Source organism: Catenuloplanes nepalensis, assembly GCF_030811575.1.
GTDB classification, from domain to species: domain Bacteria; phylum Actinomycetota; class Actinomycetes; order Mycobacteriales; family Micromonosporaceae; genus Catenuloplanes; species Catenuloplanes nepalensis.
The window spans coordinates 1,363,420-1,383,008 of record NZ_JAUSRA010000001.1 but is presented as its reverse complement, the minus strand read 5'-3'; the positions used below and the strand labels follow the sequence as shown (position 1 = coordinate 1,383,008).

Here is a 19,589-nt window from a genome sequence, read left to right as displayed (position 1 = left end):
ATTCGCCGACCCTACCGAAGACGCCCGGTTTGCACCAGCCTGAGTGGACGGTGAACGGTCCACAAACGACTAACGCTGACCTGCGGCGCCACGTTCGAGACCGTCCAGGATCAGGGCAAGCGTGAATTCGAACTCAGTCTGGCCGTCACACCATCCGAGGACCGGATCAGCCGCGTCGTGCGCCTCCGCCGCCACCATCGCGGTGAGATGCGGCAGCGCCGCCGCCATCGCGGTCAGGTCCGCCTCGGCCGCGTCCACGTCCGCCGCACCACCGGCCGCCTCCGGCCGGAACAGCTCCTGGGTGAAGCCGAGCGCCATCGTCCCGAACGCGTGCACGGCCCGGTGCGCCAGCCGGTGCGAGAGTCCCCCGCCGGTCATCGTCCCGACGATGCCGTCGTAATAGGCGAAGAGCCGCGCGGGTACGGTCGTGCGCGCGCCGAGCATCCCCGGCGCCCACGGGTGGCGCAGCATGACCACGCGCGCGGCCAGGAACGTCTGGCGCAGCCGCTCCTTCCAGCCGGCCGCGTCGACCCGCAGCGCGGCCTCGGCCTGGATCTCCGCGATCAACGCGTCGGCCAACCCGTCGAGCAGCGCCTCCTTGCCGGGCAGGTGGTGGTAGAGCGACATCGCCTCGACGCCCAGCTCCGCGCCGAGCCGGCGCATGGTCAGCGCCTTGATCCCCTCGGCGTCCACCACCCGCATCGCGGCGGCCAGCACGCGCTCCCGGGTCAGCGGCGCCCGCTCCTCCACGCTCATCGGATCCCACCCTTGCACCCGGCGGCTACCTTACAACGTAAGGTTCTCATCCTTCAGGAGTCGCGAATGCGCGCCACCGCCCGTCTCACCGGCCTCTTCTACCTCGCCCTCGCCGTCGCCGGCGGCCTCGGCTTCCTCACCGTCCGACCGCTACTGTTCGCCGACGGCGACCCCGCCGGCACGCTCGCCCGGCTCACCGCGGACCCGGGCCTGGCCCGCACCGGCATCGCGCTGGAGCTCCTGGTCGTACTCTCCCAGGCGCTCTGTGCGGTCTGGTTCTTCCGGCTCTTCCGGGACACCGACGCGTTCGCGGCCGGCTGCATCGCCGCGTTCGGCCTGATCAACGGCGTCGCGGTGATGGGCAGCGCGGCCGCGCTCGGCACCGCCCACCAGATCGCCGCGGAGCCGTTCGGCGACGCCGCCGCGCTTGTGCAGGCGTGCTACCTGCTGGCCGGCAACCTGTGGACGGCCGGCTCGATCTTCTTCGGGCTGTGGCTGATCCCGATGGGCGTCTGCGTGCTGCGCTCCGGCCGGATGCCCACGCCGCTCGGCTGGATCCTGATCGCGGGCGGGCCGCTCTACGTGCTGAGCGCGTTCACGCCCTACCTGCTGGCCGGCGCGCCGCTGGTCACCGACCTGCTCGCCGTCCCAGCCTCACTCGGCGAGTTCTGGATGATCCTCTACCTGCTGTTCCGCGGCGTGCGCCCCTCCACCACCGGCCGAGACGTCCCCGCCACCTGAGAACACCCCGACCCGGCCCAGCCGGTCACGACCGGCCTGGCCGAACGTGACCGGCCATCCGAACGTGCGGGACCCAGGCAAACGCGGCCGGCCCTGCCGAACATGCAGGGACCAGCCAGCTCGACCCGGAGCAAGCCGGCTCAGCCGGAGCAGGCCCGCCCAGCCGAAGCAAGCCAGCCCAGCCGAAACAAACCGGCTCAGCCGGAGCAAGCCAGCTCAGCCGGAGCAAGCCAGCCCAGCCGAAACAAACCGGCTCAGCCGGAGCAAGCCAGCCCAGCCGAAACAAGCCAGCCCAGCCGAAGCAAGCCAGCCCAGCCGAAACAAACCGGCTCAGCCGGAGCAAGCCAGCCCAGCCGAAGGGAACCGGCTCAGCCGTTCGTGGCGATGACCTTCAGGCAGTCGTTCTTGGCCAGCGGGACCGCGCCGGCCGGGCTCGGGCCCGCCGGGCCGAGCGTGAGCGTGTAGAGCGCGCCCGCGCCGAACTTCTCCGGCCCGGTGACGGTGCCGTGCCGGGCGAGCATGGTGGCCACCTTCGCCTCGCCCGGCGTGCCACCGGCCTGCATCCCGAGGTAGACCAGCACCCGCGAGTAGTCGGGCGCGACCTGTTCCAGGACCGGTCCGGAGCGCATGCACGTGGTGTGCAGCAGCAGGACCGGGTCGAGCGTGGTCGCTCCCGCGTACCACTCGACCGCCGGCCACGACGACGGCGTGACCACGACGAGGTCGCCGGGCCGATGCGCGGCGACGAGCGCGGCGACCGCGGCACGGTCGTCGACACCGTTGGTGAGCGGGGCCGGCCGGGCCGCCGCGACCGCGGCCGGTGCGACGGCGAAGACCGCGAGCGCGGCGAGCACGACCGCTCCGGCGGTGGCGACGAGCCCGCGAGCCGCGACGGCCGACCGGCGCGGGGTGACACGGGAGGCGACCGCGCCCAGCAGCCACGCCGCGATCACGTCGGCGGCGATCGCGACCGCGAGGAACAGCGGCGGCAGCAGCTGCACCGCGAACCGCCCGTAGAGCGGCACCGCATGCACGGCCGCCGCACCGAACGCGCTCACCACCGGCGCCGCCAGCACCAGCCCCAGCACCCACCGCGACCCGCGCCGCCACCCCTCCACGCGACCGTCCGATCCGGACACCCCATCACCGGACCCGGACAGCTCCGCACCCGATCCAGACACGCCCGCAGCCGCACCGGACACACCCGCGGCCTCATCGGACGCGCCCGCAGCCACACCGGACACACCAGCACCCGCACCGGACGCGCCCGCAGCCTCATCGGACGCGCCCGCAGCCGGACCAGACACGCCCGCAGCCTCATCGGACCCGCCCGCAGCCGCACCGGACACACCAGCACCCGCACCGGACGCGCCCGCAGCCGCACCGGACACACCAGCACCCGGACCAGACACGCCCGCAGCCTCATCGGACGCGCCCGCAGCCGCACCGGGCATGCCGACCGACGGGCCAGACTCGCCGGTGGCCGACCCGGCGCCGACGCCGGCGGTCTGCTCGACGGCGGACCGGTGCGGAAGGAGAGCTGCGGCGATCGCGCCGGCGAGAGCCAGCAGCCAGAAGACGACGGCCAGCCACCACGGCACGCCGATCGGGTCGCCGGCCAGCGTGACCGGCCGGGCCAGCAGCCAGCGCGCGGTCGGCACCAGTCCCTCCGGCGGGAAGCCGAGCCGCGCGTTGAGCGCGGCCAGCGTGTCGTCGCCGATCGCGTACCGCAGCGCGAGCACGTAATGCGCGCCGACCGACACCGTCCACAGCGCGATGCCGGCCAGATGCCGCCGCACGGTCGCGATCCAGCCGGTCTCGCGCACCGCGACCACCAGCACGACCAGCGCGATCCCGGGCGTCGCCATGATCGCGGCGGTGCTGAACAGCCCGCTGACCGCGGCCGCGCCCCAGAAGCTCAGCGCCCAGGAGCCCAGCGCCGGCCGGCGGAACGCGAAAACGGCCAGGGCCAGCAGCAGGAGCACCGTGAACGCGTCCGCGGAGTACTGCTTGAGCTCGGTCGAGTACCGCATCAGGGACCCGTTCACCGCGAGCAGCGTGACCAGCACGAGCGTGCCGGCCGGGCCGAGCAGGCGACGCCCGGCCCAGTAGGCCAGCACCAGCGTGCCGACGCCGAAGAGCAGCGGGACGAGCCGCAACGCCAGACCACTGTCGCCGAGCGTGAGGTGCACCAGCCGCTGCGACCAGAGCCAGCCGATCGGCGCGCTCTGGTCGTGGGCGAGGTCGGTGGCGAGACCCGCGAATCCACGATCCCGGATGTTGATAGCGATCATCTGCTCGTCCAGCCACAACGGTTGGTCCGCCAGCCAGCGGACGATCCGGGCGGCCGAGCCGAGAACGACGACGAGGAGAGCCATTATGCGCACGATCGGCAGATGATAACGCCGTTTTGTCAGAGTTCCGCAGGAGGGCCGACCAGGTCACCACACGTCATCGACCGTGCGCCCTCCGACGTCGTTCGCGCTGGTCACACGCGACCCCGGAGGGCGACGAGATCAGGACGCGAGCCCGCGCAGCGCCGCGTCGATCGTGGCGAACACGACGTCGTCGCCACCCTCCCACGCCGGCACCGGATCCGGCTGCCCGGGCGCCGGCGACCACAGCCACCACAGGTTCCCCCACGGATCGAGCATCCGTGCCAGCGTCGTCTGTCCGTAGAACGGCACCGGCTCGGTCACCGTGGTCGCACCACGCGCGCCCGCCCGCTCCAACACCGCACCCGCGTCCCGCACCCACACCTGCAGCAGCCCGGCCCGCGCCGGCCACCCGTCGAGCCGGTCGGCGACCATCAGATCGACCGTCCCCAGCCGCACCTGCGCATGGATCAGCTTCCCGTCCGGCATCGGCGTCCGCGCCTCCACGGCCTCCTCCACCCCGAACACCGCACACACGAACTCGATCAACCCCGCCGCGCCGTCGACGATCACGAACGGATTCAGCACGGCGCCGCCCTCAGGCACATCCCCCGCCGCCAGCAGCATGGTGTCGGTCATGCCCACCACCCTGCCCACCATCCCGGTCAGTTCCTGACCTAAAACCCGCTTTTCCCACTTCCGGCGTGGTCGGTCTGGGCATGCTCCCGCGGGCACCGGTCCGATGCCGCTCACTCAACTCAAGAAAGAGCGGTACATCCCGCGCCGCCAGCCCGCGGAGACACACCCGGCTCAACCAGCCGCGTCGAGACAGAAGATCCCCGGAGAGCAGTCAATTCAACATCGCTCAGTGAAGAGATCCCCGGCCGCCCGCACGTCTGCCGACCGGCCGCGAGCGACCACCGCCGAGCCCGCCCACCGCCCAGATCATCACCCAGAGCCGCCGCGCACCAGACAACCACGATCACCATGCGAGCCGGGCGCTCCTGGCCCGAAATTTCCCCCTTATCCCGACCCGCTCGTGGCATCCACCCGCACACAACGCCACCCATCGACCCTGAGTGATCAATCAGTGGAGCAAAAGATAGGTCAACTAGCGATGTTGACCTATCTTTTGCTCCACTGATTGATCACTCAGGCGCTGTCGCCTGCCTGCCGAGGCCGTATCGGGGTGGCGAGGCGGAAGGTCTTCCCTTTTATGGTGAGATTTCGGGCACGGAGTGCCCGTGTAGCCAACCGCGTGCGCCGGGCCGGCGGGCGACCCGGGCTTCGCACGCCGGACCGGCGGATGACCCGAACTCCGCACGCCGGACCGCCGGATGACCCGAACCCCGCACGCCGCACCGACAGAAGACCCGAACCCCGCACGCCGCACCGACAGAAGACCCGAACCCCGCACGCCGGACCGGCGGATGACCCGAACTTCGCACGCCGCACCGGCAGAAGACCCGAACTGCCGGTCAGACCCGCAGGCTGCCGGGCGTGCCGGTCTACCGACCTGACGCCCGCGAAGGCCCGCGACACACGCCAATCCGGCGTGGGCAGGGCCGACGGGGGTGAGTTCGCTGTGGCGATGCTCGCCGGCCCGGCGGGCTGGGCGCGCGTGGATTGCCTGCCCCGATGCGGGCCGCGACACGCCGGGACCGGCAGGGAGGAGCGCCAGCGACGACCGGTGCCCGCGGGAGCACTGGGAACTCAGCCACGCCGGAAGCGGGAAACGAATGTGGACGTGGATTTGGTGGCCGGTGACACGTCAGGCCCTGAAGCAGGTGGCCTGACGTGTCGCTCGGTGTCAGCGTCGCCAGGTTTCCGGTGGGGTGAGCGGGACCGGGGAGGGACGGCCGGTGGTCGTGGTCAGGGTGATGCGGTGACCGTCGGTGGCGGAGCGGAGCAGCGCGGTCATCGCCTCCAGGACGTGCAGCGCCAGGGTGCCGCCGGCGCGCGGCTCGGGGGCGTCGGTGGTGATCATGTCGAGCAGGCCGATGCCGCGGGCGGAGTCGGCGTAGCCGGCCGAGGGTGGGAGTGTCTGCCAGGCGTCGCCGCCGAGCGGGAAGAGGCGGACGTCGCCGGCGAACGTGTTCGGGTCCGGGACGATCAGCGTGCCGGATTCGCCGTGCACCTCGATCGGGGCCGCGCTGGTGCGGACGCCGTCGAAGCTGGTGGTGATCGTCGAGAGTGCGCCGCCCGCGTGCTCCAGGACGCCCGTGACGTGCGTGTCCACGCCGACCGGGATGCGTTCACCCGCGCGCGTGCCGGACCCGATCGTCCGCTCGCCGCGCAGCCGCGCCCCGGCGCCGGTCACCGCGCGGATCGGGCCGAGCAGGTGGACCAGCGCGGACAGGTAGTACGGGCCCATGTCGAGCAGCGGCCCGCCGCCGGGCGCGTAGTAGAAGTCCGGGTTCGGGTGCCAGCGCTCGTGGCCCGGCGTCACCATCACGGCCAGCGCGGACAACGGCCGGCCGATCGTGCCGGCGTCGATCGCGGCGCGCGCGGTCTGGGTGCCGGTGCCGAGCACGGTGTCCGGCGCGCAGCCGAGGAGCACGTCCGCGCGGGCCGCCTCCGCGACCACGTGTGCCGCCTCCTCGAACGTCGCGGCCAGCGGTTTCTCGCCGTAGACGCGCTTGCCCGCGGTCACCGCCCGCAGCGCGATCTCCGCGTGCGCGGCCGGGATCGTGAGGTTCAGCACGGTGTCCACGTCCGGGCTGTCCAGCAGCGCGTCCACGGTCAGCGCGCGGGCGCCGGGCAACTCGGCCGCGACCGCGGCGGCCCGGTCCGGGTCCAGGTCGGCGACCGCGGTGATCCGGGCAGCCGGGTGCCCGGCCAGCGTGTCCAGGTAGGCGCGGGAGATGAATCCGGTGCCTACGATGCCGATGCCGTGCGGGTCGCCCACACCATGCCCCTCTCGATGATCGTCCGTACGCTCGGGTGTTCCAGCACGTCCAGGCTGTGTCCCGGGGTCGACACCACGATCCGGCCGGCGCCCCAGAGCCGCGTCCACACCGCCGGTGAGGTGACCGGCCGGTGCCACGGATGCCATTCCGGCGCCGGGTGCGTGGTGGTCGCCAGCACGTCGCTGAGGTCGTCGTGCAGCACCCAGTACTGCTCGGTGGTCAGCGCGAAGTCGTCCAGCCCCGCCGTGATCGGGTGCTCCCGGCCGAGCGTGGTGAGCTCGATCGTGTGCGGAAGGAAGTTGTCCTCCGGACCGCCCGCGCAGGCCTCCGGCGGCAGGCTCGGGTGCGTCGCGAACTGGCCGCCGACCAGTTGCAGGTAGTCCGACGACGCCCGGAACGAGTCCGCGATGCCGCCGTGCCATCCGGTGAACCCGGTCCCGGCCGCGACCGCCGCCCGCAGCCCCTTCACCTCGTCCGCCTTGATCTCGGACATGGTCACGCACTGCACGATCAGGTCCGTGCGCGCCATCTCGTCCGCGTCCGCGTAGACCGCGGTGTCCCCGGTGACCCGCACCTCATAGCCGCCGGCCTCCAGGAACGGCAGGAACAGGCCGGTCGCCTCGACCGGCCGATGCCCCTCCCAGCCACCCCGCACCACCAGTGCCCTCACACGCCGATCATTCATGACCGCCATTCTCCGTCCCGCCGCCCGGTACCGCACCGCTCTTTCCGGCTTCTGCGGTCTTCCCGGCTTCTCCGGCCCGCGCCGGGGTAGGGAGAGACGCATGACCGAACGAATCGCGATCGTCACCGGCGCCGGTGGCGGGCTGGAGCGCCTCGGCGGCGGCGCGATCCTGAACGTCTCCTCGTCCGCCGCGCTCGGCGCCGAGCCGTACGGCTCCCCCGAGTACGCCGCGGCCAAGGCCGCGTTGATCCGCTTCACGGCCGCCTCCGCCGGACTGTGGGAGCGCCACCGCGTCCGGATGACCTGCGTCGTCCCCGCCTGGATCGGCCTGCCGCGCGCCCACGCCAGGCTCGCCGCCATGTCACCGGCCGACCGCGCGCGTACGCCCCCGCTGATCCCGCCGGAGACCGTCGTCGCCACCGGTCTGGAGCTCGCTCCGCGGCGGCCGTCCGGGGACGGTCGTGGAGATCCGCTGAGGGTGGCGGGCCACGGCATGGCAGGCTGGGGGGATGTGGGAGACCGCCCGGATGGCCGGGTACTTCGCGGCGCACGCGGTGTGGAGCGTGTTCGACGGTGAGACGCTGGTGCCGATGTACGGCTATGAGAAGCCGGACGGGCAGCGCGGCCTCGACCGGTTCCCCGGCGATCTGCAGGTGGGTGCGGCGGCGGTGCAGGCGGCGCTGCGGGACAACTCGCACGGCGCGGTGCACGCGGTGACGGTGCTGGACGCGTTCGTCGACCTGCCGGGCGGCAGGACCGACGCGCTGATCGTGGAGGCGGCCGGCCACACGGACGGTTTCCTGCTGCGCATGGCGATCCCCTACCGCCCGCAGGACGCGCCGGACGGATTCGCGGTCCACCGGCCGAAGTTCCTCGCCGTGACCGGCGCGTCCCAGGACGACTATCAGAAGGTGGCGGAGGCGTTCTTCCAGGGCGTCGACGCGCACGAGAAGGCCGGCCCGATCTGGGCCGCGCACCTGGACGAGTCCCGCTGACCGGGATCAGGCCGGCGCGACCCCGATGCCCTTGACCTCGAGGTACTCCTCGAAGCCCCACAGCCCGGTCTCCCGCCCGAGACCACTCTGCCGGTAGCCGCCGAGCGGCGCGTTCTGGAAGTAGTGCGCGCCGTTGACCGCGACAACGCCGGTCCGCACCCGCCGGGCCACGGTCAGCGCCCGCTCCCGGTCCGCACTCCAGACCGCGCCGCTCAGCCCGTAGATGCTGTTGTTCGCGATCCGCACGGCCTCGTCGTCATCGTCGTACGGGATCACGCACACGACCGGGCCGAACACCTCGGTCTGCGCGATCGTCGAGTCCGGGTCGACGTCCGCGAGCAGCGTCTGCTGGACGTAGAAGCCGCGCGCCACGTCCGGCACCCCGCCGCCGACCACGACGCGGGCACCCTCCTCGCGCGCGGTCGCGATCAGGCCGAGGATCCGGTCCCGGTGCGCCGCGGAGACCTGCGGGCCCTGCCGGGTGGCCGGGTCGGCCGGGTCGCCGACCTCGACGTCACGCATCATCGCGGCCGCGAGCGCGATCCCCTCCTCGTAGCGGGAGCGGGGTAGCAGCAGGCGGCTGAGCATGCCGCACATCTGGCCGGCGAGCGCGCAGGACTGGCCGACCGAGGCGGCGACGGCCGCTTCGAGATCGCCGTCGTCGAGCACGATGTTCGCGGACTTGCCGCCGAGTTCGAGCACGAGCTTCTTGACTGTGCCCGCGGCCTGGGCCATGACCTGCCGGCCGACCGCGGTCGAGCCGGTGAACGAGACCATGTCCACCCGCGGGTCCTCGGTCAGCTGGACCGCGCGCGCCGGGCTGCTGGACGTCACCACGTTGACCACGCCCGCGGGGATGTCGGTCCGCTCCGCGATCAGGCGCGCGATGAACGTGGAGCCCCACGGCGTCTCCGGTGCCGGGCGGACCACGACCGTGTTGCCGGCCGCGAGCGCGGGCAGCACCTTCTCGATCCACAGGTAGAAACCGCAGTTCCAGGTGAGTACGGCCGCGACCACGCCGACCGCCTCGCGGCGCAGGATCCCGGCGTCGTTCGGGAGCGGCTGCTCGTAGCCGTAGGTCTCCGCCAGCTCGGCCAGCTGCGCGATCCTGGGCAGCATCGTGTCGATGGTCAGCCCGGTGGTGGTGACGAGCACGCCGAGCTCGGCGACGTCGATGCGCCGCAGTTCCTCGACGTCGTCCCGGATCGCGTCGCCGAGCTGGGTGAGGCAGCGGCGGCGGAACGCGTGGTCCGTGGCCCAGTCCGTCTCGTCGAACGCGCGGCGGGCGGCGGCGATCGCGGCGTCCATGTCCTCCGCGGTGGCCTCCTCGGCGTACCCGATGATCTCTTCGGTCGTGGGGCTGATGTTGGCGAAGCGCGAGCCGGACTCCACCAGTTTCCCGTCGATCAGCATGCCGTCGTTCCTCTCTGTGATTGACGGGTCCGATCCTCACGGCATCGCGCGGCGCGCGGCAGGGAGCGAAGATCCGGGTAGAAAAAGGGCCATCCCAGCGGTACGCCGCGCGGCCTACCGTGGACGGCATGGACAACGCCCTCGGGGATTTCCTGCGCGCGCGGCGGGAGCTGGTGACGCCGGCCGAGGTGGGCCTGCCGCCGGGTAACGGGCTGCGCCGGGTGCCCGGCCTGCGCCGCGAGGAGGTCGCGATGCTGGCCGGGATCAGCATCGACTACTACCTGCGCCTGGAGCGTGGCCGGGACCGCAGCCCGTCCGCCCGGGTGGCCGGCGCGCTCGCCTCGGTGCTGCAGCTGGACGAGGAGAGCACCGAATATCTGATGACGCTGTCCGGCCGGGCCGCGCAGCCCGCGCCGGCGCGCGACGAGGATCTGCCGCCGGGCCTCGCCACGCTGGTGCGCACGCTCAACGTGCCGTGCGTCGTGTTCAACCGGTACTGCGACGTGCTGGCCGCGAACCCGCACGCCCGCGAACTGGCACCGTTCCTGCGGCCCGGAGCCAACCTGCTGCGGGCGATCTTCCTGGGCGGCCCGGAACCGCTGCACCGTCCGGAACCGGCGGCTCTCACCGCGGGCGCGGTCGCGCACCTGCGCGCGTTGTGCGGCACGGACACCGACGATCCGCGGCTGCACGCGCTGATCGGCGAGCTGTCGCTGAAGAGCACGCGGTTCCGCCGGTTGTGGGCCCGCCACGACGTGCACCGCGGCGGCAGCGGCACGATCGTGATCCGGCATCCGCACGCCGGCGACCTGGAGCTTGAGACCCAGAAGCTGATCGTGGCCGGCGCGCCGGGCCTGGAGGTGCTCGTCCTGCACGCGCAGCCCGGCTCCCGATCGGCCGACGCGCTGGCCGCACTGCACCCGACAACCATCTACGTCGATTGACAAAGTTTGGCGACTCAACTTAGCCTCCGGCTGACCGGGCTTTCGCCCACGCCCGGAGGACAGGAGTCGCACGATCATGACCATCAGGAGCCGGTGGCGAGCCGGTTTGACAGTGAGCGCCGCCGCGGTGCTGCTGGCCGGCGGAGTCGCGGTGGCGTCCAGCGCGCAGGCCGCGGCCGGGTGCCGGGTGACCTACTCGGTGCCGTCGCAGTGGAACGGTGGGTTCACCGCGAACGTCGCCGTCACCAACCTCGGGGACGCGGTCAACGACTGGACGCTGACCTGGTCGTTCCCGGGGAGCCAGACGGTCACCCAGGCCTGGAACGCCACGGTCACCCAGTCCGGCGCGGCGGTCACCGCGCGGAACGCGAGCTACAACGCCGGCCTCGGCACCAACGCGTCGGTGAGCTTCGGCTTCAACGGCTCCTGGAGCGGCTCCAACGCGAACCCGGCCACGTTCGCGCTGAACGGCACCACCTGCACCGGCACGACGAGTCCGACGGGCTCGGTGAGTCCGACCCCCACCACGAGCCCGCGGCCGGCCGGCACCGCGATGGAGGCGGTCGCGGCGATGCAGCCGGGGTGGAACCTGGGCAACAGCTTCGACGCGGTCGGCGCGGACGAGACCGCCTGGGGCAATCCGCGGGTCACCGAGGCGCTGCTGGACAACGTACGCGCGCAGGGTTTCAACAGCATCCGGATCCCGGTCACCTGGAGCAACCACCACGGCGCCGCGCCGGACTACACGATCGACCCGGCCTGGCTGGCCCGGGTGCAGGAGGTGGTCGGCTGGGCACTGGACGACGGCTTCTACGTGATGATCAACATTCATCACGACTCGTGGCAGTGGATCAACACGATGCCCACCGACCGCGCGAACGTGACCGCCCGTTACGAAGCGCTCTGGACGCAGCTCGCGGCCGCGTTCCGGGACGCACCGGCGCGGCTGACGTTCGAGAGCGTCAACGAGCCGCAGTTCACCGGCTCGTCCGGCGACGCGCAGAACGCGGAGCTGCTCAACGAGCTGAACACGTCGTTCCACCGGATCGTGCGCGCGTCCGGCGGCGGCAACGCCACCCGGCTGCTGGTGCTGCCCACCCTGCACACGTCCGCGGAGCAGGCCCGGATCGACGAGCTGACCGCCACGTTCACCGCGCTGAACGACCCGAACCTGATCGCCACCGTGCACTTCTACGGCTACTGGCCGTTCAGCGTGAACGTGGCCGGCGGCACCCGGTTCGACGCGACCGCACAGCAGGATCTGATCGACGCGTTCGACCGGGTCCACAACGCGTTCGTGTCGAAGAACATCCCGGTGATCATCGGGGAGTACGGGCTGCTCGGCTTCGACCGGCACACCGGCACGATCCAGCAGGGCGAGAAGCTGAAGTTCTTCGAGTTCCTCGGCTACCACGCGCGGCTGCGGAGGATCACCACGATGCTCTGGGACAACGGCCAGCACTTCGGCCGGACGAGTTTCCAGTGGTCCGACCCGGAGCTGATCGCGCAGATCAGGTCGAGCTGGACGGTCCGGTCCGGCACTGCGGAAAGCGACCAGATCTACGTGCCGAGGACCGGCGCGATCACGGCGGAGTCGCTGACGCTCAACCTGAACGGCACCACGTTCGAAGGGCTGACCGGCGCCGACTACACGTTGAGCGGCAACACGCTCACGCTCAGCGCCGAGACCGTGACCCGGCTGGTCGGTGACCGGGCCTACGGCATCAACTCCACGCTCCAGGCCCGGTTCTCCACCGGCGTGCCGTGGCGGATCGACGTGATCACCTACGACCCGCCGCTGCTGTCCGCCGCGACCGGCACCACCGGCGCGTTCGCGGTGCCCACCCAGTTCCGCGGTGACCAGCTGGCCACCATGGAGGCGAAGTACGCGGACGGTTCGTTCGCCGGGCCGCACAACTGGACCGCGTTCAAGGAGTTCGACGTGGCGTTCGCGCCGGACTACCCCGGCGACCGCATCGTGCTCAAGCCGGAGTTCTTCGCCGAGGTCACCGACGGCGCCCGGGTCACGCTGACGTTCCACTTCTGGAGCGGCACCACGGTCACCTACTACGTGACCAGGTCGGGCACCTCGGTGACCGGCACGCTGTCGTAACACGGCGGTGCGGCGGCGGAGAACCTCCGCCGCCGCACCCTCGCCCGCGATCAGCTGCAGGTGGCGGCGAACGCCTGGCCGGTGCTGGTCGCACCGTCCGTCTCGGGCTCAGCAGACGGCGCAACGCCGTTCGACGGCAGCGGGAGCACGCCGGTCGGCGACGGCGGCATCATGTAACCGATCACCTCGAGGTCGTCGGTGAGGCCGCCCAGGGTGTAGAGCGAACCCTCCGGGTCGCCGGGCCGCACCGTTCGCACCTCGTCGCCGACCAGCACCACCGCGCCGGTGCCGCGCGAGAACACGATCGGCGCGGTCACCGTGGTGCCGGCCACCGCACCGTCCGAGGTCACCGCGACCGGCCAGACGATCTGCCCCGGCAGCGTGTCCAGCTCCTTCTCCGCGATGTTGTAGCGGAACGCGCTCCCGTCCGAGACCAGGCCGACCACCCAGTCGCCACGCGCCGCGGTCGGGCGCACCCACTCCGCACCCTCCGGCAACGGCAGCAGCTCCGGCGCGGCGTCGGCGGACGCCCAGATCGCGCCGGTCCCGCTGCTGTCGCTCCAGGTGATCTCCGTGGTCCGGCCGGTGCCGATCGTGCCGACCACGGTCCGGCCGTCGTCGCCGAGGCCCACGACCTCGCCGGACTTGTAGCCCTCCGGCAGCTTCAGCGCGGCCGGCTCCGCGGCCGGCGACGCCCAGACCACCGGCTTCTCGTTCGCCTTGCCGCCGAGCACGCCGTTCTCGGAGATCGCGGTGGCCTGTGCGTCGGTGCCCTTGAGCTGCGTGCCCGTACCCCCGTTGAAGACCCAGGCCTTCGAGGCCTCGCCGCCCGTGTAGGACCAGGCCGCGACGCTGCCCGCGGAGTTGACCTGGGCCGGGATCAGCTCACCGCCGGCGCCGACGCCGTCCATCGACAGCTCGGCGACCTGCTTGCCGTTCTCCAGCAGGACCGGCGCCTGGTACTTGCCGGCCATGGCCAGGGTCCACCGGCCGGTGCGGTCGGTGGCCCACGGCGTCACGTCCCGCCACACGAAATCGGCGGTGACGCAGTCCTTGCCCTCCGGGGCGAACGACCCGGCACCCGGCAGGGCCGGCGCTTCCGACGGCCCGGCCGCGAACGGCATCCCGCCGCCCGAGCCACCGGCGCCCGGCAGCGTGGCGAAGCCGACACCGGCCGTCACCGCGAGCACGGCCGCGAACGTGGCTCCGCCCGCCACCATCCGGGTCCGGCGCCGCCGGGTCCCCACGCGCATCGTCTCGTCCACGTCGACCTTCGGGTCGGCGGAGGGCTCCTCCGCCAGTGGCGCCAGCATCCGCCGGGCCTCCTCTTCCTCGTTACCGATGTTCATCGCGAAACCTCCAGGGTCAGGTTCGGCATCCGCTCGCCGAGGATCCTGCGCATGGCGGTCAGGGCGTGCTTGGTCTGGGACTTGACGGTGCCCTCGGACACGCCGAGGGCCTGCGCCGTGTCGGCCACGCTCTGATCGCAGAGGAACCGCAGCACCAGCACGGCCTGCTGACTCGGGGTGATCCGGGTCAGTGCGGCCCGCAGCACCTGCCGCTCCTCCACGTTCACGGAGCCCGACTGCTGCTCGGGGGTGGCGTCGCCGAACAGGCGCACCTTCCACCACCCCCGGCGGCGCTCGTTGAGGAACGTGCGCACGAGGATCCGGTGCACGTACCCGTCGATGTTGTCCGCCCGCGACACCCGGTGCCATCGCGAGTACACGGTCGTCAGCGTCTCCTGCACCAGGTCGTCCGCCTGGTGCGTGTCGCCACTGAGCAGGTACGCCCAGCGGCGCAGCGTCGCCATCCGCCCGTGTACGTACGCGAGGTAGTCGGCGTCCGTACCGTCGCTCATGTCCGCTCCTGTCGACATGTCACGAACGAGAGACACGCCTTCGCGAAAACCGGTTGTAGGTCGACCCCGAAATTCTCTCAGCGGGTACGGCGGCGCGAGTCCCCCGCCCGGCATCCGGTTCCCACCGATTCGCGTGGATCTCATCACTGTCTATATCGATGAACACTCCCTAGCATGACGATGCTGCCTAGACCTGTACTTCGCACATGCTTTGGAGTGAATGCCCGTCACTCTGATCAAGATCGATGTGTTGGACGGGTATGGGTGTGCCTCGTCGTAGTGCTGTGCGTCCTCGTGCCGAGTTGGTCGAGGGTGTGGTGCTGGAGAAACGTCTCGGTTCGTTGCCGGTGATCGCGGATTTCTGCCGCCGGATCGACATCGCCGGGATCATCGACGGGCTGTGCCCGATCCGTGATATCGCTCTTGCGACGCATGGTCAGGTCATCGAGGTCCTGATCGCGAACCGGCTGACGAACCCGTCCGCGATGGCCGGGATCGCTGACTGGGCGCGGGCGTGGGCGGTCCCGGAGGTGTACGGGATCGCCGCGTCCGCGTTCGGCGACGACCGGCTCGGCCGGGCGCTGGACGCGGTCGCCGAGCACACGGACACCATCGTCGGCACGGTCGGCGCGGCGGCGATCGACAGGTTCGGTATCGACGTGACCCGGCTGCACTGGGACATGACCTCGATCTCGCTCTGCGGCGCCTACGATCACAGCGATCCCGAATACCCGCAGCCGGGCTGGGGACACCCGAAAGACCGGCGCCCGGACCTGAAACAGATCCAAGCCGGGATCGCGGTCAGCGCTGACGGGGCGGTCCCGGTGTTTCATCAGGTCTACGACGGCGGCGCCGGTGAGGTCGCTCAGGTCGTCGAGGCCATGCACGCCCTGCAGAAACTGGCCGCCACGCCCGAATTCCTGATGGTCGGCGACTCGAAACTGATCTCTTACGGCAACGTCACCGCGATGACCGACGCCCGGGTCAGGTTCCTCGCCCCGCTGGCCGCGTCCCGGGTCCCGGCCGGTTTGTTCGCCGGTATCGACCCGGCGAGCACCACAACAGTGGACTACATCGCCCAGCGAGACACCCACAAGCCAGCCGGCCGGCGCTGCGCCTACCGGGTCACCGAAGACGTCATGGACCTGCCCGGCCCCCGCAGAACCGACCCGGTGCACCAGATCCGCCGGATCCTGGTCCACTCCACCGCGAACCAGAACGCCGCCGAGGCCGCCCGGCAACTGAAACTCGGCAAAGCCCGCACCGAACTCGACACCCTGACCCGCACCGCCGGCACACGGCACCACCCCGACACCACCGCCGTCACCGCAAAAGCCGTCCAGATCAGCAAGAAACGCCGTGTCAGCGCCTACCTGCGCACCACCATCACCACCGACCCGAACACCGACAAACCCACCTTCGCCTGGCACTTCGACCAGACCGCAATCGACGCCGAAGCCGCCACCGACGGCTGGTACGCACTCCTGACCAACCTCGACCCCACCGACGCCGACCCCACCGAAATCCTGCACCGCTACAAAGGCCAGAACACCGTCGAACAGCGCTACTCCACGATCAAAGGACCCCTCGCCGTCGCACCCCTATTCCTGCAAACCAACCGCAGGATCACCGCCCTGATCACCATCATCTGCCTGGCCCTGCTCATCTTCAGCCTCATCGAACGCGAAGTCCGCCTCCGCCTCGCCGAACAAGACCGCCACCACATGACCGGCTTCTACGCCTACGACAACCGCGCCGTCAGACCCACCGCACGACTCATCCTCCACGCCCTGCACGACCTACGACTCATCCCCGCCCACAACCGGCAACCACCCAAAATCCCCCAACCCGGCTGGCTCCAAGCCCAACTCCTCGCCCTACTCAACGTCGACCCCACCCGACCACGCTGGCTATAACGGCAGTCCACAACCATGTGCGAAGTCCAGGCCTAGACAGGGAGGAATTCCTTGATATCGGTACGAAGAGGCCTCGCGGCCACGATCGCCACGTTGATGGCCGTCGGCGCGAGCGCCCCCGCGACCGCCGCCGAGCCGGAGGGCACGGTGCTCGGCACCGGCGGCCCGCAGGCGATCGCCGGCTCCTACATCGTCTTCCTGAAGGACGCCGCCGTGGCCGCGGACGCGGTCCCCACCACGGCGGACACGCTGACCGGACGGCACGGCGGCACCGTCGTCCGCACGTACCAGCACGCGGTGCGCGGCTTCGAGGCGCACCTGACCGAGCGCGCGGCGCGCCGGCTGGCCGCGAACCCCGTGGTCGCGTCCGTGACCCAGAACGCCACGGTGACCGGCTCCGACGTGCAGTCGCCCACGCCGTCGTGGGGCCTGGACCGGATCGACCAGCGCGCGCTGCCGGCCGACAACAGCTTCACCCACCCCGGCGACGCCCCGAAGGTGACCGCGTACATCATCGACGGCGGCATCAACCTGACCCACACGGAGTTCACCGGCCGGGTCCGGTCCGGGTGGGACTTCATCGACAACGACGCCGAGGCCACGGACTGCCGCGGGCACGGCACGCACGTCGCCGGCACCATCGGCGGCACCACGTACGGCGTGGCCAAGAACGTCGAGCTGGTCGCGGTGCGCGTGCTCGACTGCGAGGGCCGCGGCACGATCGCCGGCGTCATCGCGGGCATCGACTGGGTCACCGCGGACCACGAGGCGGGCACGCCGGCCGTGGCGAACATGAGCATGAACGCGGCCCAGAAGGTCACCACCGAGGACACGGCGGTCAGCCGGTCCATCGCGGACGGCATCACCTACGTGATCTCGGCCGGCAACGACAACGGCGCGAACGCGTGCGACCACTCGCCCGCCGGTGTGCCGGAGGCGCTCACCGTGGGCGCGACCGGCCCGGACGACACCCGCGCGCCGTTCTCCAACATCGGTGCGTGCGTGGACCTGTTCGCGCCCGGCGTGGACATCGTCTCCGCGAACATCGGCGGCGACACCGCGTCCCGCAGCTGGAGCGGCACCTCGATGGCGGCGCCGCACGTCACCGGCGCGGCCGCGCTGATCCTGGCCGACCACCCGGCCTACACGCCGGCGGAGGTGGCCCGGGAGCTGCTGGCCGAGGCCACGCCGAACGTGGTCGGCGACGCCGGCACCGGCTCACCGAACAAGCTGCTCTACGTCGACTCCACCCGGCCGGCGAACGACTTCTCGCTCGCGGCCACGCCCGCGGACGGTGACGTGGTCGCGGGCGGCAGCACCACCGCCACGATCACCGGCACCGTCACCGGCGGCGCGGCACAGCAGGTCACGCTGAGCGCGCGCGGGCTGCCGGCCGGCGCGACCGCCACGTTCGCGCCCGCGACGATCGGCTCCGGTGGCAGCACCGAGCTGACGATCGCGACCACCACGAAGACCGCGCCCGGCACGTACGACGTGCTGGTCGTCGGCACCGGCCCGAGCGCGACCCGCCCGGTCTGGTTCGAGCTGACCGTCACGGCCGCGGCCGGCTGCGTCGGCGCGAACGACAGCAACGTCCCGCTCGAGAGCGACCACCCGGTCGAGGTGCCGATCACGATCGCCGGCTGCGCCGGGAACGCGGCCGCGAACAGCACGGTCGAGGTGCACATCGAGCACACCTACGTCGACGACCTCGAGGTGCGGCTGATCGCGCCGAGCGGCACGAACTACAACCTGCTCAACCGGACCGGCGACGACGTGGACGGGATCGACTACACGTTCACCCACGACCTGTCCGCGGAGCCGGCGAACGGCGTGTGGAAGCTGTGGGTGTTCGACAACGCGCCGAGCGGCACCGGCGACACCGACTCCTGGGTGCTGAACCTGGGCGGCGAGAACCTGCCGGTGCCGGTCTGCGGCGGCGTCTCCACCACCGACCACTCGTTCGCCGACATGGAGACGGTGCAGAGCCCGATCACGGTCCGTGGTTGCGACCGCGCGCCGTCCGACAGCAGCTACGTCGAGGTCCGCGTCCTGCACCCGCAGGAGCGGGACCTGGCCGTCTACCTCGTCGCGCCGGACGGTGAGCGGATCGACCTGCAGATCAACCAGGCGTACTACACGCCGAACTCGTTCCGCACCCACATCGCCCACCTGGCCGGCAAGCAGGCGAACGGCGTGTGGACGCTGCAGGTGTCGGACGACATCTGGGGCAACGAGCCCGGCACGCTGGACGGCTGGAGGCTCACCCTGTAGCGACCTCCGAAGGGGCGGAGTGCGATGCGAACCATTCGGTGGCGAGCATCGCGAAGTCCAGCTCCGTGGTCCACTCACCCTTGAAGAACTCGTTCTCGACCAGGCGCGCCTCCTGACGCATGCCCAGGCGGCGCGCCAGCCGGGCCGAGGCGACGTTGCGCTCGTCGATCCGCGCGATGATCCGGCGCAGGCCCAGCTCCTCGAAGCCGAGCCGGAGCATCGCGCGGGCGGCCTCGGTGGCATAGCCGTGGCCGCCGTGCGCCGGGTTGAGGATCCAGCCGACCTCGCCGCCCGCGTGCAGCCGGCTGTGATAGAAGAGGATCACGTCGCCGATCAGCTCGCCGGTCGCGGCCACCTCCATGCCGAGCGTGAGGTTCTGGCCCTCCGCGGTCAGCGCGTGGTTCGCGAACACTCCCTTGATCCGGGCCTGGATCTCGTCCCGGCTCTGCGGATGGAACGGCACGAAACGACAGAGATCCGGAATGCTGCGGTACGCGACGAGCGCGTCGGTGTCCGCCAGGGTGAGCGGCCGGAGGAGCAGCCGTTCGGTGCGGACCGGGTAGCTGGGGCGCAGTTCGGTTGGCATCGACTGCGATCCTGCCAGCTC

General features: G+C 71.4%; 16 protein-coding genes. 7 read left to right on the top strand and 9 right to left on the bottom strand.

The features are described from left to right. Positions 1-69: 69 nt before the first annotated feature. Complete coding sequence (locus J2S43_RS05790) at positions 70-756, bottom strand: TetR/AcrR family transcriptional regulator (protein ID WP_306827522.1); 687 nt, start codon at positions 754-756, stop codon at positions 70-72. Positions 757-822: 66 nt separating this feature from the next. Between J2S43_RS05790 and J2S43_RS05785 the strand changes: the two genes are divergently transcribed. Then, a complete protein-coding gene (locus J2S43_RS05785) occupies positions 823-1,497 on the top strand; it encodes a DUF4386 domain-containing protein (protein ID WP_306827521.1) in 675 nt (224 codons plus the stop codon). 368 nt (positions 1,498-1,865) lie between these two features. On the opposite strand, the gene J2S43_RS05780 is transcribed toward J2S43_RS05785, so the two are convergent. The 4 genes from J2S43_RS05780 to J2S43_RS05765 form a co-directional block, all read right to left on the bottom strand. After that, the gene (locus J2S43_RS05780) at positions 1,866-3,875 is read right to left on the bottom strand and encodes a glycosyltransferase family 39 protein (RefSeq protein ID WP_306827520.1); all 2,010 of its coding nucleotides are present in this window, start codon (positions 3,873-3,875) and stop codon (positions 1,866-1,868) included. Positions 3,876-4,013: 138 nt separating this feature from the next. Next, a complete protein-coding gene (locus J2S43_RS05775) occupies positions 4,014-4,511 on the bottom strand; it encodes a VOC family protein (protein ID WP_306827519.1) in 498 nt (165 codons plus the stop codon). Positions 4,512-5,682: 1,171 nt separating this feature from the next. After that, positions 5,683-6,780 (bottom strand): Gfo/Idh/MocA family protein, encoded by a 1,098-nt coding sequence (locus tag J2S43_RS05770; protein WP_306827518.1) that lies wholly within the window; start codon positions 6,778-6,780, stop codon positions 5,683-5,685. Next, entirely contained in the window at positions 6,750-7,466 is a 717-nt protein-coding gene (locus tag J2S43_RS05765; RefSeq protein WP_306827517.1) for a ThuA domain-containing protein, read from the bottom strand. Before J2S43_RS05765 ends, J2S43_RS05770 begins: the two co-directional genes overlap by 31 nt. 100 nt (positions 7,467-7,566) lie before the next feature. Here J2S43_RS05765 and J2S43_RS05760 point away from each other — a divergent pair, with 100 nt between their 5' ends. Together J2S43_RS05760 and J2S43_RS05755 are read left to right on the top strand one after the other, a co-directional pair. Next, positions 7,567-8,043 (top strand): SDR family NAD(P)-dependent oxidoreductase, encoded by a 477-nt coding sequence (locus J2S43_RS05760; protein WP_306827516.1) that lies wholly within the window; start codon positions 7,567-7,569, stop codon positions 8,041-8,043. Further along, positions 7,976-8,461 carry a hypothetical protein gene (locus tag J2S43_RS05755; protein ID WP_306827515.1) on the top strand — a complete coding sequence of 162 codons (486 nt, stop codon included), beginning with the start codon at positions 7,976-7,978 and terminating at the stop codon, positions 8,459-8,461. Before J2S43_RS05760 ends, J2S43_RS05755 begins: the two co-directional genes overlap by 68 nt. A gap of 6 nt (positions 8,462-8,467) precedes the next feature. On the opposite strand, the gene J2S43_RS05750 is transcribed toward J2S43_RS05755, so the two are convergent. Then, positions 8,468-9,874, bottom strand: a complete 1,407-nt coding sequence (locus J2S43_RS05750) for an aldehyde dehydrogenase family protein (RefSeq protein WP_306827514.1) — start codon at positions 9,872-9,874, stop codon at positions 8,468-8,470. Between the two features lie 128 nt (positions 9,875-10,002). On the opposite strand from J2S43_RS05750, the gene J2S43_RS05745 reads away from it, so the two are divergent. Continuing rightward, positions 10,003-10,818 carry a helix-turn-helix domain-containing protein gene (locus J2S43_RS05745; RefSeq protein WP_306827513.1) on the top strand — a complete coding sequence of 272 codons (816 nt, stop codon included), beginning with the start codon at positions 10,003-10,005 and terminating at the stop codon, positions 10,816-10,818. 76 nt (positions 10,819-10,894) lie between these two features. Beyond that, a complete protein-coding gene (locus J2S43_RS05740) occupies positions 10,895-12,931 on the top strand; it encodes a cellulase family glycosylhydrolase (RefSeq protein ID WP_306827512.1) in 2,037 nt (678 codons plus the stop codon). A gap of 50 nt (positions 12,932-12,981) precedes the next feature. Here the strand turns inward: J2S43_RS05740 and J2S43_RS05735 are convergent, their stop codons facing one another. After that, positions 12,982-14,280: a hypothetical protein gene (locus J2S43_RS05735; protein ID WP_306827511.1), complete on the bottom strand. Its 1,299-nt coding sequence runs from the start codon at positions 14,278-14,280 to the stop codon at positions 12,982-12,984. Beyond that, the gene (locus J2S43_RS05730; protein ID WP_306827510.1) at positions 14,277-14,792 is read right to left on the bottom strand and encodes a SigE family RNA polymerase sigma factor; all 516 of its coding nucleotides are present in this window, start codon (positions 14,790-14,792) and stop codon (positions 14,277-14,279) included. Before J2S43_RS05730 ends, J2S43_RS05735 begins: the two co-directional genes overlap by 4 nt. A gap of 245 nt (positions 14,793-15,037) precedes the next feature. On the opposite strand from J2S43_RS05730, the gene J2S43_RS05725 reads away from it, so the two are divergent. After that, positions 15,038-16,708, top strand: a complete 1,671-nt coding sequence (locus J2S43_RS05725; RefSeq protein ID WP_306827509.1) for an IS1634 family transposase — start codon at positions 15,038-15,040, stop codon at positions 16,706-16,708. Positions 16,709-16,759: 51 nt separating this feature from the next. Beyond that, positions 16,760-18,982, top strand: a complete 2,223-nt coding sequence (locus tag J2S43_RS05720) for a S8 family peptidase (RefSeq protein WP_306827508.1) — start codon at positions 16,760-16,762, stop codon at positions 18,980-18,982. Here the strand turns inward: J2S43_RS05720 and J2S43_RS05715 are convergent. Then, positions 18,972-19,568 carry a GNAT family N-acetyltransferase gene (locus J2S43_RS05715; protein WP_306827507.1) on the bottom strand — a complete coding sequence of 199 codons (597 nt, stop codon included), beginning with the start codon at positions 19,566-19,568 and terminating at the stop codon, positions 18,972-18,974. The two genes, J2S43_RS05720 and J2S43_RS05715, sit on opposite strands and share 11 nt — an antisense overlap. Between the last annotated feature and the right edge of the window lie 21 nt (positions 19,569-19,589).